15 protein-coding genes and 1 CRISPR repeat array are annotated in these 15,376 nt (G+C 32.1%); of the genes, 11 read left to right on the top strand and 4 right to left on the bottom strand.

Annotation, left to right across the window (positions count from 1 at the left end; all coding sequences use genetic code 11):
• Nucleotides 1-3 precede the first annotated feature (3 nt).
• The 8 genes from csm4 to JG776_RS08635 all read left to right on the top strand — a co-directional run bounded on the left by csm4 (nt 4) and on the right by JG776_RS08635 (nt 6,436).
• Complete coding sequence (csm4, locus tag JG776_RS08600) at nt 4-903, top strand: type III-A CRISPR-associated RAMP protein Csm4 (RefSeq protein ID WP_291966605.1); 900 nt, start codon at nt 4-6, stop codon at nt 901-903.
• A gap of 12 nt (nt 904-915) precedes the next feature.
• Nucleotides 916-2,019 carry a type III-A CRISPR-associated RAMP protein Csm5 gene (gene csm5 / locus JG776_RS08605; protein ID WP_291966608.1) on the top strand — a complete coding sequence of 368 codons (1,104 nt, stop codon included), beginning with the start codon at nt 916-918 and terminating at the stop codon, nt 2,017-2,019.
• A 5-nt stretch (nt 2,020-2,024) separates the two neighbouring features.
• Nucleotides 2,025-2,684 (top strand): CRISPR-associated endoribonuclease Cas6, encoded by a 660-nt coding sequence (locus tag JG776_RS08610; RefSeq protein ID WP_291966610.1) that lies wholly within the window; start codon nt 2,025-2,027, stop codon nt 2,682-2,684.
• A gap of 409 nt (nt 2,685-3,093) precedes the next feature.
• Nucleotides 3,094-3,656: direct repeats of the CRISPR family, unit length 30 nt; unit sequence GTTTATAGCCTACCTATGAGGGATTGAAAC.
• 115 nt (nt 3,657-3,771) lie between these two features.
• Nucleotides 3,772-4,113, top strand: a complete 342-nt coding sequence (locus JG776_RS08615) for a hypothetical protein (RefSeq protein WP_291966612.1) — start codon at nt 3,772-3,774, stop codon at nt 4,111-4,113.
• Between the two features lie 103 nt (nt 4,114-4,216).
• On the top strand, nt 4,217-5,116 hold the full coding sequence (locus JG776_RS08620; protein ID WP_291966655.1) for a DUF5685 family protein: 900 nt from the start codon (nt 4,217-4,219) through the stop codon (nt 5,114-5,116).
• Complete coding sequence (locus JG776_RS08625) at nt 5,046-5,663, top strand: DnaJ domain-containing protein (protein WP_291966614.1); 618 nt, start codon at nt 5,046-5,048, stop codon at nt 5,661-5,663. The genes JG776_RS08620 and JG776_RS08625 overlap by 71 nt, the downstream gene beginning before the upstream one ends.
• Nucleotides 5,664-5,676: 13 nt before the next feature.
• Nucleotides 5,677-6,162, top strand: a complete 486-nt coding sequence (locus JG776_RS08630; protein WP_291966616.1) for a hypothetical protein — start codon at nt 5,677-5,679, stop codon at nt 6,160-6,162.
• Nucleotides 6,163-6,259: 97 nt separating this feature from the next.
• Nucleotides 6,260-6,436: an H-type small acid-soluble spore protein gene (locus JG776_RS08635; RefSeq protein WP_291966618.1), complete on the top strand. Its 177-nt coding sequence runs from the start codon at nt 6,260-6,262 to the stop codon at nt 6,434-6,436.
• A 103-nt stretch (nt 6,437-6,539) separates the two neighbouring features.
• Here JG776_RS08635 and JG776_RS08640 read toward each other — a convergent pair whose 3' ends face one another.
• From JG776_RS08640 to JG776_RS08655, 4 genes are all read right to left on the bottom strand, one after another.
• On the bottom strand, nt 6,540-8,222 hold the full coding sequence (locus JG776_RS08640) for an alpha-glucosidase (RefSeq protein ID WP_291966620.1): 1,683 nt from the start codon (nt 8,220-8,222) through the stop codon (nt 6,540-6,542).
• 98 nt (nt 8,223-8,320) lie between these two features.
• Nucleotides 8,321-9,106: an endonuclease/exonuclease/phosphatase family protein gene (locus tag JG776_RS08645; protein ID WP_291966623.1), complete on the bottom strand. Its 786-nt coding sequence runs from the start codon at nt 9,104-9,106 to the stop codon at nt 8,321-8,323.
• A 2-nt stretch (nt 9,107-9,108) separates the two neighbouring features.
• Nucleotides 9,109-10,752 carry a PTS transporter subunit IIBC gene (locus tag JG776_RS08650; protein WP_291966624.1) on the bottom strand — a complete coding sequence of 548 codons (1,644 nt, stop codon included), beginning with the start codon at nt 10,750-10,752 and terminating at the stop codon, nt 9,109-9,111.
• Between the two features lie 276 nt (nt 10,753-11,028).
• On the bottom strand, nt 11,029-11,316 hold the full coding sequence (locus tag JG776_RS08655) for a hypothetical protein (RefSeq protein ID WP_291966626.1): 288 nt from the start codon (nt 11,314-11,316) through the stop codon (nt 11,029-11,031).
• Nucleotides 11,317-11,530: 214 nt separating this feature from the next.
• Between JG776_RS08655 and JG776_RS08660 the strand changes: the two genes are divergently transcribed.
• The 3 genes from JG776_RS08660 to JG776_RS08670 are packed head-to-tail and all read left to right on the top strand — an operon-like array spanning nt 11,531 to nt 15,367.
• Nucleotides 11,531-12,577, top strand: coding sequence for a glycosyl hydrolase family 8 (locus tag JG776_RS08660; protein ID WP_291966628.1), 1,047 nt, complete (start codon nt 11,531-11,533; stop codon nt 12,575-12,577).
• The gene (locus JG776_RS08665) at nt 12,555-14,135 is read left to right on the top strand and encodes a polysaccharide deacetylase family protein (protein WP_291966630.1); all 1,581 of its coding nucleotides are present in this window, start codon (nt 12,555-12,557) and stop codon (nt 14,133-14,135) included. The genes JG776_RS08660 and JG776_RS08665 overlap by 23 nt, the downstream gene beginning before the upstream one ends.
• On the top strand, nt 14,129-15,367 hold the full coding sequence (locus tag JG776_RS08670) for a glycosyltransferase family 2 protein (protein ID WP_291966632.1): 1,239 nt from the start codon (nt 14,129-14,131) through the stop codon (nt 15,365-15,367). Before JG776_RS08665 ends, JG776_RS08670 begins: the two co-directional genes overlap by 7 nt.
• Nucleotides 15,368-15,376: the final 9 nt, after the last annotated feature.

Here is a 15,376-nt window from a genome sequence, read left to right on the forward strand (position 1 = left end):
GGTATGAAAAGGTATAGAGTAAAGCTAAAATTTAAGGAACCTATACATTTAGGGTATAGGGAGGGTATGTTTAATATAACTGACACAACTATTCATTCTGATACTATATTTTCAGGTATTGTAAATTGCTATTCACTTTTATTTGGAAAAGATAAAACAGATAATTTTTTAGATAATATATTACAAGGTAAGCTTAAGGTTTCATCTTCTTTTTACTATGTAGATGATGAGTACCTTTATCCAAGACCAATATATAACAAGATGTATTTAGATGATTTTAAAAAGGATAAGAAGATAAAATATATAAGTGAGAAGGTTTTGAGGGGACAGGCAAAGGATAAATATGTAGTAGGAAATATGCTTTTATCTAAGAAAATAGAGAAATATATATACAAAATAGAAGAAAGACCAAGGGTTGTAGTAGATAGGTTAAATAACGGTTCAAGTATTTACTATACAAGTTGTTGTAGGTTTAATGAAGGCTGTGGGCTTTGGTTCTATATGGATGTTGAGGATGAATTAAAGGATGAGGTTTTCTCTGCTCTAAACTTGTTGGCTGATGAAGGATTAGGTGGTATGAGGAGCTATGGTTATGGACATTTTGAGTTTGAAGCCTTTGAAGAAAAGTTAGAGAAGCCTTTAAATAAAAATATTCTTCTATCCTTGTGCTTACCTAAAAAAGATGATATAGAAAAGTTTTTAAGCTATTCTATTGTAGAAAGAACAGGATATATATATTCACCCTATGTAAAAACAAAGAAGCATAATATATATAGGATGTTTGAGGAAGGAAGTATTGTAGAAGGAGAAGCTGAAGGGACAATTTTTGATGATACTCCAGAGGGATTTAACGAACATAAGGTTTACAAATATGGCAGGGCGTTTTTAGTTCCCTTTGAATAAGGAGGGGGGAAAATGGATTATAAAGTAAATTATTATGAGATTGAGGTGTTGTCTCCAACAACGGTGACATCAGGGAATAAAATTCCAAGATTTCAAGTTGTTGTTGAAGGTAAAAAAGCATATATAATCGATATAATGAAAATGATAAAGGCAGATGAAGAGGCATTGGATGTTGTTGAAGAATTTGATTTTAGTTCTAATGAAAGTTTGTCAGATAAACTAAAAAAAGAGGGAATAAATTATAAAAACTATGTAAAATATGAACTTGGTTATGAAGGTTCAACAAATAGAATAAGAGAAATAAATGAAATAATGAAAACAGCAGGAAGACCATATATACCAGGAAGCTCTATAAAGGGTGCTTTAAGGAGTACGCTTAGTAGGGCACTTAATAAAGAAGATATTTATTTGAGAAGTTTAGATAATTCTGTAAAAAATAAAAAGAAAAGTGAAGTATGCGATGATAGAGCAGAAGAAGAGTTGTTTGGTTCTCCTAATTACTCTCCTTTTAGATTATTAAACATATCTGACACTGAGGTGGTAGATGCTTCAAACCTTGAACTTTGTGATATTAAGGTGTTGAATGTATGTAATGAAAGAGTAAAGTGGTTTGCAGGAAGAGAAAACATAGAAGATAAACAAAGGGCAGTTTCTATACATACAGAGGCACTTAAAAGGGGAACAAGGCTAAAGGGTAAAATAAGTAGTGGATTTGTACAATATTTTAAAGAAAATAGTTTTACAGGTATTAAGAATATTGAAAGTGTAATGAATTATGTGTCAAAGATAAAGAAGGAAGTATATGACTATATTGGTTCTGAAATTGAGTTTTATGAAAAATATAATAATGGGGAATTAACTGATGTATTGAATTTTTATAAAAAACTGCGTGATATGAAACTTGCAGAAAATGAATTTCTATTACAAGTTGGTTTTTCAACAGGCTATAAGCCAAAGAGTGTTATTAAAAAGATAGATAATAAGTTTATTAAACAACTAAAGGTTGTAAGTAAAGGTAGAATATATGAAGATATGTTTCCAAAAACACGAAGATTGGTGTATAAAAATGGTAAGATAGAAGCCCCACTTGGATGGATTAAGGTTACTTTGAGGTAAGTTTTATGAAGGGTGTTAGAGTTAGTGTAAAAATGGGTTTTAAAAACCCATTTTTCTTTGAAAAAGAGTATAAAAGCTCAATCAGCAATAAACTTAAAGAATTAGGTATAAAAAGGTTTACCTTTTCAGATTTAGTATGCAAAAGGAGAAAGGTAATAGAAGATGGATTTTATGCAATTGATGAGGCCAGATTTGATTTTATAACATTAAATTTTAGCGGTTTGCATAGAGCGATAAACAGTATTTTAAAAGATGGTATTGAATTTAAATATGGGAAAGTTATAAATATTGATGCGGGAGTAAAGAGGATAGAGTTTTTTAATGAAGGGTATCTTTTATCCCCTGTTTTAGTTTTAGATGAAGAGGGAAGAAGTGTTGATTTTGTTGAGAACCCTGTTTTGTATAATAAATTTATTAGGGATAAAATTATAAGGAAGTATGAAAATGTGTATGGCAAAAAACCTGATAATGATTCTTTTATAATAATTTTTAGAAATATCCCAGATAAAATTGTAGAAGAAGGAAAAATATATTTAAAGTCAAAATGTGAGCTGTATGGTTCTAAGGAGCTTATATATTTAGCAAATTGTTTAGGATTAGGTGACAACAACGAAGAAGGTTTTGGAATGATGTCAGAGGAATTATATTTTTATAAAAACAAATAATACTATATGAAAATGAAGCTAAACTTAACTACACAGTTGTAATGTATGAAATTGGACAGCACTTTGAGTGCGGGAAAACTTGCTCTAATGGAAGGATTGACCTTAAAGCGGTTACTTTTATCGGCTTATGTATATCAGCGTAAAAAAACAAAAAGTACAAAATAAAAGAATTACGAATGATTTAAATTAATTGAGATATGTAAAGAATACTTTGAATAGCTTATTAATTGGAATAAATAAGCAAAAAACTGTGGACTGAAAGCCACAGTTTTTTGCTGTCGACCCCCAATCCTGCAAAAAACCCGGGGGGTCGACAGCAGCCTCAAACCCTTGAAAAACCTACAAAGTTACTTTTTTATTACGAAAATGAAACTACCAATTAGACAAAATGAAAATGGAGATATTGTTAGTTTATAGCCTACCTATGAGGGATTGAAACAAGAAAGCACAAGAAGAAACTCTAAGGAAGATGAATGTTTATAGCCTACCTATGAGGGATTGAAACCATTTATATTATAATAAATTTTTTCAAGGTTTACAAAGTTTATAGCCTACCTATGAGGGATTGAAACAACTTATTGCGCCAAAAGCAGGACTACAGAGATATACGTTTATAGCCTACCTATGAGGGATTGAAACTGTAACATACTTCCTTACATAATTCATTGCTTTCTTAGTTTATAGCCTACCTATGAGGGATTGAAACTATTCAAGAGATTTTATAAAATTTCCACATAATGATATGTTTATAGCCTACCTATGAGGGATTGAAACATGTAGTTGAAGAAGTAGAGGAGAAGGAATTCAGGAAGGTTTATAGCCTACCTATGAGGGATTGAAACTGTTTTTAAGCATGGGATATGTGAGCGTTGCGGAGGTTTATAGCCTACCTATGAGGGATTGAAACAACAGATACTTCGGTGGCGATATAAAAGCTACCGAGTTTATAGCCTACCTATGAGGGATTGAAACTCACTACATCCACTAACTTGATTTATTTTTCTTAAAAAGTGTAAGTAATAATTTCCCCTTTATAAACATACGATTTTATAAAAAATTATTTTTTAAATTTTTAGGGAGGATATTTATGGGGGATTTAGATCGGGCTGTTGGTATTTTAGAAAATATTATGTTTAATCCTTTTAAGGAAGTGGGAGGAGGTTATAACTTTTCTCTTCAGGAGTTTAGTTTAGGCTTTGAGCTTGTTAAAACACTTAGGGATTTACTTTTGAGGGATAGGGAATTAAAGAGTGAATTAGTAAAGGTTTATGTGGAAGTTATAAATATAAAGGAGTATAAGATATTAGACGATTTGATAGACTATGTTAAACAAAATTATGAAGTAGTTGTGTTGACACGACAAAATAAGTATTCGATACTTGAGCAGTTTATTAAAAATAATGGCAGCCGCATCACTTATTGCATATAAAGAATTCATCTTCGGATGAATTCTTTTCTTTTTAACTATATATGGAATTTTTATTATATTTGCTGTAAAATAAAAATATATTTATCATAAAGGATGTGATTTTATATTTGGTTATGTTACACCGTTAAAGGGAGAGCTAAAGGTTAGGGAGCTTGATGTTTTCAAAGGCTATTACTGTGGAGTTTGTACATCCCTTGGAAAGATAAACTACCCAGCAAAGTATATTTTGAATTACGATATGACCTTTCTTGCCCTGTTTTTGTCATCAATAAAATATGATACAGACAGGCCAAAGAGGAGGTTTTGTGGGTATAAAGTAAATAAAGTAAACTATTTTAAAAATGAATACATAGACTATTCAGCTATGATGAATATAATCTTAACAAATAGAAAGCTCCTTGATGATTATAATGACGACAAAAACTATTTTTCTTTTCTGCTTTCAAAGGTTTTTAAAGTGAAAAAGGGAGAGAAGTTTAGGGATAAAATTGAAAGTATAGACAAAAACCTTTATGAAATGTCTTCTTTAGAAAAGCAAAATTCATCTGACATAGATAGATTAAGCCACCTATTTGGAGAAATAACAAAAGAAACCTTCGATGTTTTAGAAGGTAAAACAGGTGAGGTATTAAAATATTTTGGTTATAATCTTGGAAGGTGGATATATGTAGTAGATGCATTAGATGATTTAGAGAAGGATATAAAGGAGAAAAAATATAATCCTTTAATTTATGCCTTTAATTATGAAAAGGAGGAGAACTTTAGGGAAAGGGTAGTTGAAAATATAAGATTTGTTCTATATAGCTACCTTGAAAACATAACAAAGGCTTATGAATTACTTGATATAAAAAAGAATAGAGGGATATTAGATAACATTATTTATCTATCCCTTGCAGATAAGACAGAAAGAATACTAAAGGGGGAAAGGATAAATGAAAAATCCATACGAGGTATTAGGTGTAGACAAGAACGCTTCAATGGAGGATATAAAGAGAGCCTATAGGGAGCTTGTGAAAAAATATCATCCAGATAGATACCAAGACAATCCTTTAAAGGAACTTGCAGAGGAAAAATTAAGAGAGATAAATGAGGCCTATGATTATCTTTTAAATAACCACGGAAAACAGCAAAGTGGATATTCAAATGGAGGCTATTCATCAAGTGGTTACTCTAATCAAAATACCTTTACAGATTTTCAAAGGGTTAGGGAGTATATAAATAGAGGAGATTATTTTAGTGCTGAAAGAGAGCTAAATAGAATAAATATAAGAAATGATGAATGGTTCTATCTTATGGGACTTGTATATGTAAACAGAGGAAACTATTCAGTTGGATATGACTACATAAAAAGGGCATCAGAAATGAACCCCTACAACCAAGAGTACAAAGATGCCCTCTATAGAATGAACAACAGCTATAGAAGTTACAATACCCATTACTACAACACCTCAAGAAGGTCAAATGACGACTGCTGTACTATATGTACATATCTATATTGTGCAGACTGTTGTTGTGAATGTTTAGGAGGAGATTTGATATCTTGCTGTTAAGAGGGGGGATAATGTGGATAAAACCAAAAGGGTTGCTTATAGCGGTATAGCGGCAGCACTTTCTATAATATCGCTCTATTTAGGTCTTATAAGTGTTAAGGGTAAAATAACTTTTTTATCTCTTGCAAGCTATATTCTATCAATACCTATTATAGTTTCAAACATATATACAGGGCTTTTAGTTGCACTATCAACAGACATATTAGCCTTCTTTTTAATACCCAATAAGGCGTATGTGTTAGTTTTTATCCCTATGTCCTTCTATCCGTCTGTTAAGGCATATTTAGAGAGCAAAACAAAATTTCATTGGGTATTTAAGTATATCTATTTTAATCTTTCAATAATAGCTGTGTATAATGTGTATAAGTTATTCATTTCAAATGAAATTGTAATTAGCTACTACTATCTATTCCTTATAGCTGCACAACTATTTTTCTATATCTACGATGTAGTATTTACAAAATTTATTGGATGGGTAATAAGTAAATTAGGGCTGTGAAAACACAGCCCTATTTATTTTAATAAAATAACTTACTAAAAAATGGTGCATAATATTTTCTAATTTGCACAACATAATACAAAAAAGGGGTGTAGCTATGAGGCTTGAAAGAGCAATGGAAATTCAAGACTCGCTTGGTGTAATTGATGTAAAGTACAACGGCCACAGCGTATGGATTGAGGAGGTACATAAGGATACAAAATCAGCAGTTGTTAAAGATTTAGATACCAACAAAATTTTTGAAGTTCCTGTTTCAAAATTACAGGAGAAATAAACAGATTTTTGACAAACTCACTTGTTAGATAGTTTATGAAAAAGCCCCATGAATGGATGCCTTAAAATCCTTCATGGGGCTAAACAGCCTAAAGTTTACTTTATTATAGCTTAATTTTATAAATTCTTGCCTCATAAGGTCTTAAGGCTATATTGTTTATATTTTCATCTAAAAAGTTGTAGTTTGATAAAATCAGCTTAGCCTCTTTAATCTTAACATCTTCAGGAAGTTTAAATTCAGGTGTTCCACCAAAGAAGTTTACCACTACTAAAAATGCATCATCTTCCCCTTTTCTTATATATGAGTATATCTCCTCGTGTTCTCTGTTAATTTCAATAAAATCTCCATAAACAAGAGTTAAATTGTTTTTTCTAAGTTCGATAAGCCTTCTATAGTAATTTAATATTGAATTTTCATCCTTAATTTGAGCCTTAACATTTATATCCTTGTAATTTGAATTAACCCTAATCCAAGGATTAGCATCACTAAATCCAGCGTTTTTGCTGTCGTCCCACTGCATAGGTGTTCTTGCATTATCCCTTGATGTTAGGTGTAGCCCCTTTATATAGTTTTCGTGGCTCACAAGTCCAGATTCAACAAAATCCCTATATTTATTAAAAACAGCAACATCCCTATAATCCTCAAGTTCAAAGTCCCAAGCGTTTGTCATTCCTATTTCATCACCATAGTATATAAAGGGTGTTCCCTTTTGGGTAAGCTGTAGTGTTGCCAGCATTTTTGCAGACTCTTTATGGTATTTTTTATCGTCCCCAAGTCTTGATACTGTTCTTGTTGAGTCGTGGTTTGAGTAGAAGATTGGGCACCAGCCTTCCTTCTCATCCCTCATCTGCCATCCGCTCATCTTCTCCTTTATCTCTTTTACTAAATCTATCTTTCTTCTCTCCCAGTCCCTTTCGCCTTTTCCAACAGAGTGCATATCAAAATGGAAGGTCATATCAAGTTCTTCTCTATCAACACCTGTATATAGGTAGGCATTATGGTAGCTAATTCCTCCTGTTTCTCCAATTAAAACGTGATATCCTGTGTTAAATACCCTTCTTCTTATTTCCTTTATATAGTCGTGTACCTTAGGTAGGTTTTGAACGTATTTTATAAAGTCTCCATATACTTGTCCTTCCTTTATCTCTGCGTCTGGGAAGTTAAAGTCCTTTTCTAAGTGGTTTATTGCGTCAAATCTAAACCCATCAACTCCCAAATCAATCCAAAATTGAATCATCTTTATTATTTCATTTCTTACATCTTCACATCTCCAGTTTAAATCTGGCATTTTCTTTGAGAATAGGTGTAGATAATATTCTCCAGATTGTTCATCATATTCCCAAGCACTTCCACCAAAGAAGGAACCCCAGTTGTTTGGAGGATTTCCATTCTTACCAGGATGCCATATGTAGTAATCTCGATACGGATTATCCTTTGATTTTCTGCTCTCAACAAACCAAGGATGTTCATCTGATGTATGGTTTATAACAAGATCCATTATTAGCTTCATATCCCTCTTATGCAATTCTTGGATTAGAAGTTTGAAATCCTCCATTGTACCAAATTCATCCATTATATCATAGTAGTCGCTAATGTCATAGCCATTGTCATCGTTTGGAGATTTGTTTATAGGGTTTAGGTATATCATATCAACACCTAAATGTTTAAGGTAATCAAGTTTTTCAATAATTCCCCTTAAATCACCAATTCCATCTCCATTTGTGTCTTTAAAACTTCTTACATAGATTTGGTATGCTACTCCTTCCTTCCACCAAGCTCTGTTCACAATAAACACCATCCTTTATAATTTTATACAAATTTTAAAATAATCAGAAAATATCTTTTTTATTTTAAGGGCTGTATTATTTTATACAGCCCATATGTTTATATTTCAACACAAACACCAAAGTGGTCAGATACAACCTCTTTATTTATACCGTTGAATATAACAGATGAAGACTTAACAGGTATTTTCCTATTTACTAAAATTAAATCAAGTCTTAAATCATTTCTGTTTTTATCCCAACCTGCTATTTTCCCCTTTACAGTAACACCATCATCCTTTACTTCTGCAAGGCTGTAGGTGTCGTAAAGTCCCCTTTGTAGGATGTAGTCATAGCCTTCATTTCTTATAAAGGCGTTGTTGTTAAAGTCTCCCATAAGGAAAGTCAGCTTGTTTTGGTCAATAGTTTCATACAACCTATCAAACTGCTCCTTAAAGGGTTCCTTCTCATCATCCCACCAGCCAAGGTGGCAGGAGTAGAAGTCTATCTCCTCTGTGCCTATTAAGATACTTGCCTTTAAAACTCTTCTTGTCTTCCAAAAGCTAAAGTCATCTGCCCTTGAAATGAGGTATGACTTTACATCTTTTACCTTATGCTTTGTTAAAAGAGCAACTCCTTCTTCGTATTTATCATATCCTATATGGCTCTTTTCGTAGTACATACTGTACTTTTCCTTTGAAATTTGGTTTATTTTATTCATAAGTAGGAGGGCAAAGTTGTCCTCCTTAACTATTCCCATAGCTACTTTATTTTCAATTAGCTGATTTACCTCCTGAAGAGAAACCACATCATATCCCTTTTCAATGATATCCTTTGCAATAATATCAAGCTTTTCAAGCTGATTCTCCTCAATCCAGGAATGGCAGTTTAGTGTTAATAGCTTCATTATTATGCCCCCAATATATCGTTTATATCCGATTTTAATATATCCGCCTTAGGCCCGTATATTGCTTGTATTCCCTTATCCTTTATAATTAGTCCAACAGCTCCATTTTCCTTCCATTTGCTTTGTTCTGCAACCTTTGCTGTGTCAACAACTGTAACTCTAAGTCTTGTCATACAAGCATCAACTTCAACAATGTTTTCACGTCCTCCTAAAAGTTCTATTATTTTAAATGCCAATTCTCTATTGCCTGCATTAGTAGTTGTTGCAGCAGCCTCATCCTCTGCATCAAGTTGATTTTCTCCACGTCCTGGAGTTAGTATGTTAAACTTCTTTATTGCGAACCTAAATCCAAAGAAGTTTACAGCAAAGAATAGAAGGCAAGTAAATACAAAGTTTAATAGATCCTTTGCAAGTCCTGCATTTACTATCATTGGTGTACGTGTTAAAAGTTCTATAAAACCAAAGGCGTGTATTCTTAAGTTTATAAGGTCTGCCATTGCAAAGGCAAGTCCTGTAAACACTGCATATCCAAAGAATAGTATAGGTGATGTAAACATAAACATAAATTCAATTGGTTCTGTAACTCCTGTTAAAAATACTGCAAGTGCAGCAGATAAAAACATTGATTTGTATTGAGGTCTTTTTTGCTTCTCAACGCTCATATACATTGCAAGTGCAGCACCTATTAATGATGCAGTTGAAGTTACGATTTGTCCAACCTTAAATCTTGCTGGATGTACTGTAGCAAGTAGTTTATTGTATGTAGCCATATCGCCGGCTGCCTTTAGGTTGTTAAGGTCTGTAATCCAAGCAAGCCAAAGAGGGTCTTGTCCGTAAACAACTTGTCCAACTTTATCTCCAGTCAGTATGTTGTAAACTCCACCAAGTTCTGTATAGTTCATAGGTATAGTAATCATATGGTGAAGACCAAATGGAAGTAGAATTCTCTCAAGGGTTCCATATATGAATGTTGAGACAAATGGGGCATTGTCCCTTGATGTTGCAATCCACTTACCAAATGTGTTTATACCAGTTTGTACGATTGGCCAAAAGATTGAAAGTATAGTTGCTGTTACAACTGAACCTAATATAACTACAAAAGGAACAAACCTTTTACCGTTAAAGAATGAAAGTGCGTTTGGAAGTTTGTTGTAGTTGTAGTATTTGTTATAAAGTGCGGCACCTAAGAAACCTGCTATTATACCAACAAATACACCCATATTAAGTGCTGGAGCACCAAGTACAGATGTAAAGTAGTCCTTAACAACTAAATTTGAGCCAAATATTGTTTTAACAGTTGCGTTTGCATCCTGAAGCATTGCACCATTTACGCCAAATATTGCACCTGTTACACGGTTTATTAGTATAAAGGCTATAAGTGCAGCAAAGGCACCACCAGCTCTTTCCTTTGCCCAAGAACCACCTATTGCAACTGCAAATAGTATGTGAAGATTTACAATTATTCCCCAACCTAAATCTTCAATTATTCTTGCAATCGTCTGTGCAAGTGTTACGTCCCCAAATAGAATTCCAATAAGTTTTCCAATTGAAATCATAAGTCCTGCTGCAGGCATTACTGCGACTACAACCATAAGTGCTTTTCCAAATTTTTGCCAGAAATCAAAGGTGAATATTTTTTTAGACATTTTAAAACCTCCTTTTAATGTGAGCAAACGATTGCATAGAGCGTAAAAAAATATTTGATGGACTTTACCATCAAATATTTCAGATAATTAACAATTGTAGTATATAGTAAAAAAAGTCTGATGTCAAGAAACCTAAGATTAATAAAAATATTAAAAATATAAAGAATTAAATAAGTAACCTCATAGGATGGTGTACTCCCGCCTACTTATATAAGGGGGAGTTGAATTTTATTGATTAAGTTAAAATGAGTTTTAAGGGGAGAAATTTTAACCAATTTATATTTCATTTATGTTGGTAACATCGTATTTTTTAACAAGAGTAACTTTTTTATCTGAACTTTTATAAATATTACAATCAAATCTATATCCTCTAATACCCTTTAGCTGAAGCTCTCTTAATATGTTAAATATAGGGTTTGAATCAAAACATTCAAATACTAAGTCCTTATCACAGCTATTACATATTCCGTCTATTTCAATAACATCGAAGTTGTTGTTTATTATATCCTCTGCTATCTCATCTATTTTGTTTTCATAAGTTAGGTTGATATGGTATAAATTCATCTTAAGTCGCCTCCAAAAATAAAAAATTCAGATTATTTTCAATATTAGTATAAATCAATCTGCAGAGCTTGTCAATAAATTAACCAAGATTTAACCTGTTCTATTTAACCCCTTTGACAAATATAATTTTATAAGACATAGGGGAGTGATTGTTATTAAAAGGTACATATTGATTGTTATAGTTCTCATATTTCTTGTAATGTGGGAGGGGAATATGAATAGTAAAAGGTTAAATTTTGAGTATGATTATCCTTGTGTGACGCCTGATGAAAAAATACTAAGGGAATTTGTAGAGAAAAAACTAATCAGTGAATATGGAGGTATATTTACCAACTATAAAATGGAGTTTGGTTCAAGGGATGTTTTGTCAGAATCTGAGGGACTTATTATGCTCTATTATCTATACATAAAGGATGAGGCAGGATACAGGATGCATTATGAGTTTGTAATGGATAAAATGATGCTTAAAAATAATTTGGTATCTTGGCGGGTTGGTGAGGATTATCAATATTCGTCATCTGCTTCAATAGATGATTTAAGAATTATAAGGGCACTTTTAATAGGGTATAGTGTTTTTGGTAATAGAGAGTACTTCAATCTTGCTAAAAGGATTATAGCCTCTGTTAAAAAATATGAATGTAGAAATGGCTTTTTAGTAGACTATTATGATGGATATACAAAGTCAGGAACTATTACTTTATCCTATATAGATTTATACACAATAAATCTTATTAGCAATTACGAGCTAAGTTTTAAAAGCATATATGAAAACTCAAAATGGGTTTTAGAAAATGGGAAGATAGAGGGCACTCCCTTTTTTAGAAATAGATATAATTTAAGAACAAAACAATATTCAAGTGAGTATAAGGTTGATATGCTTCAAAATGCAATAGTAATTGAACACTTGGCAGAGGACAACATTTTTTATATGGACTTTATTAAGTTTATCAAAAATGAAATAGAAAAAAAGGGTGCAGTTTATTCAGAGTATTACATAAAAGATTTAAAGCCAGCCTCAAGGATAGAATCCACAGCAATTTATGCGACTTTAGCAAGGGTTGCTTTATATTATAGGGATATTGATTTATATAATATGCTAATAAACAGAATGCTTAAATTACAATGTAAAAATAGATTATCTCCCATATATGGTGCATTTGGAAATGAATCAAACCTATATGTCCACTCCTTTGATAATTTAAATGCACTTTTGGCTCTAAGGATGGGGGGATGCTATATTGTTAAAGAAGATAATAATTAGTTTATTAGCAATCATATGCTTTATGATTGGAAGAGCCTGTGCAGAGGATAAAAGGGATAGGGTGCTTATAGTGTACGATACAAGATATAAATTTGGCTATGACAACGATGAGGTGTTAGCCTTTAAACTTGCATTAGGTCATTTTGATGTTGATGTTTATGAGGTTTCAGAGAAGTGCTATCAGGAGGGATATTTAAAGGATTTTAATTGTGTTTTTGTACTTGGATTAGATGAAAAGGAACTTTCAAGTAGGGTTTTAGAGGATTTGATAAGTTATAGGGGAACAACAGTTTTAATTGGAACAGGCTTTAAGGAGGTTTTTCAAAGGGAGGAGTTTGGTAAAAATATATTTTTAGGAAAAAATTATAATGCAGTTGATGTATATTATGGGGATTTTGGGTTTTCATTTAATAGAAAATTTGGTATTTCGGATAATAATTTTGTTGATTCCTATGATGTAAAAAATGGACAAGTTGTTAGCTATTTTACTGATGGTAAAAAACAAATACCATATATATTTAAATACAACAACAGGTGGGTGGTTACAAGATATGATTCAGAGGGAACAACCTTTTATATACTTTGTGACGTTCTTCACGATGTTTTAAAAAAAGAACATAGGCAGGAAAAAAAGGTTTTTGTAAGGATAGAGGATGTTCACGCTAAGGTTGATGTAAAAAGATTGAGGAGTATAGGAGACTATCTAAAGTCTGAAGGTATACCCTATATGATAGCCCTAATACCTGCCTATAAGGAAAATGGAAGGATATATAGGATATCCGATAATAGGGAGCTTGTAGAGACTCTAAGATATATGCAACAAAATGGAGCCACAATAGTACTTCACGGATATACTCATCAAATAAGGGATGAAAAAACGGGAGAGGGTTATGAATTTTGGGATATTAAAAATAATAGGCCACCATCTGATGATATGGATAAGTATATGGAGGATAGAGTATATAGTTCACTTTTAGAATGTTTAAAATGTGGACTTTATCCTCTTGCCTTTGAGGCACCCCACTATGCAATAAATAGAGATGGATATGAGTTTTTAAAGGAGCACTTTTCAACTTATGTAGGTCATATACAAACATCAGAGTATTCTTTCTGTACAACATCATATCCCTTTAGAATAAACGATATTGAGTTTATAAATAAGCTTATACCTGAAAACTTAGGCTATGTCTATTCAGACAACATAAATGAAATATTAAAAAATATAGATAGAACTTCCGTAGTTAGAGACTATTTTGGAGGCTTTTATTTTCATACGTTTGTGGATATTGATTATCTAAAGAAAATAATAGGAGAGTTAAGGAACAGGGGATACTCTTTTTATGACCTAAAACAAGAGGAAAACTCTGTAATTTTAAAGGATATCTATATAAAAAGTAGAGATGGGAAAATAGATTATGACTATCACAAGAGGATAGATATAAAATTAAGTTTTTATGATATACAAAGGTCTGTTCTTTGTCTATTTATTCTATTAGTAACAGGAATGGTGGCTATATTAATTCATTCCATTTGTTTAAGGAGGGAGAGGGGATGGTGATTTATGATAATTTGTTCTTGTTCTCCCTTTATTCTATATGGCTAATGCTCATCATAGGAGGAATACTAACCTATTTTGGTTATCTATACTATGTTGAATCAAGTAAAAGAAGTTTTTTATTAGATGATTTACCCTTTGTATCTATTTTGGTTCCAGCCCATAATGAGGAGAAGGTAATTGAAGAGACTGTAAGGAGCATAATGAATTTTAACTATCCTATTGATAAGTTTGAGCTTATTGTGATTGATGATTTATCAGTAGATAATACAGGGTATATTTTAGAAGGGTTGAAGGAGGATTTTAAAGAGAGGCTTAGGATTATAAAAACTGATATAAACACAGGAGGAAGGGGTAAGGCAAATGCACTAAACATTGGGCTTAAATATGCAAAAGGTGAGTATATTGCAGTATATGATGCCGATAATAGACCAGATAGACAAGCACTATACAATCTTGTTTGTGAACTTAAAAAGGATAGTAACTTAGGTGCTGTTATAGGTAAGTTTAGGACAATAAATAAAAATAAAAATCTATTAACAAGGTTTATAAATATAGAGGGGCTTAGTTTTCAATGGATGGCACAGGGAGGGAGATGGAGACTTTTTAACTTATGTACAATACCAGGAACAAATTTTTTAGTAAGGAAGGAGATACTTGATAAAGTTGGTGGATGGGATGATAGGGCAATTGCAGAGGACACAGAGGTTAGCATAAGGATATACAGGATGGGATATAAAATAAAGTTTGTTCCACAGGCAGTAACCTTTGAACAGGAACCAGAAAATTTAAGAGTTTGGTTTAAGCAAAGGAAAAGGTGGGTTAAGGGTAATGTATATGTTTTATTTAAATATTTATTTGATAGAAGTTTGATAAAAAGTAGTGCATATATAGATGTTATCTACTTTACATTAGTTTACTTTGTTTTTCTACTATCAACATTAATCTCTGACTGCGTTTTTATTCTTGGTTGTTTTACTAATTTAAGGGTTGGTATTTATGGAAACTTGGTTTTAATTTGGTTTTTATCATATATTATGTTCATACTTGAAGTTGCTATTTCTCTATCCCTTGAGAAGGAAGAATTTAGCTTTAAAAATGTTATATTAATATTTTTGATGTATTTTACCTATTGTAAGCTTTGGGGTGTTGTTTCTATGATGGGTGTCTACTCCTACTTAAAGGATAGGGTTTTAAATAGGGAACACAGGTGGTATAAGACAGAAAGATTTTAGGGGGGATAA

The organism is Caloramator sp. (assembly GCF_020054765.1).
In the GTDB taxonomy this organism is placed as follows: Bacteria; Bacillota; Clostridia; order Clostridiales; family Caloramatoraceae; genus Thermobrachium; species Thermobrachium proteoclasticum.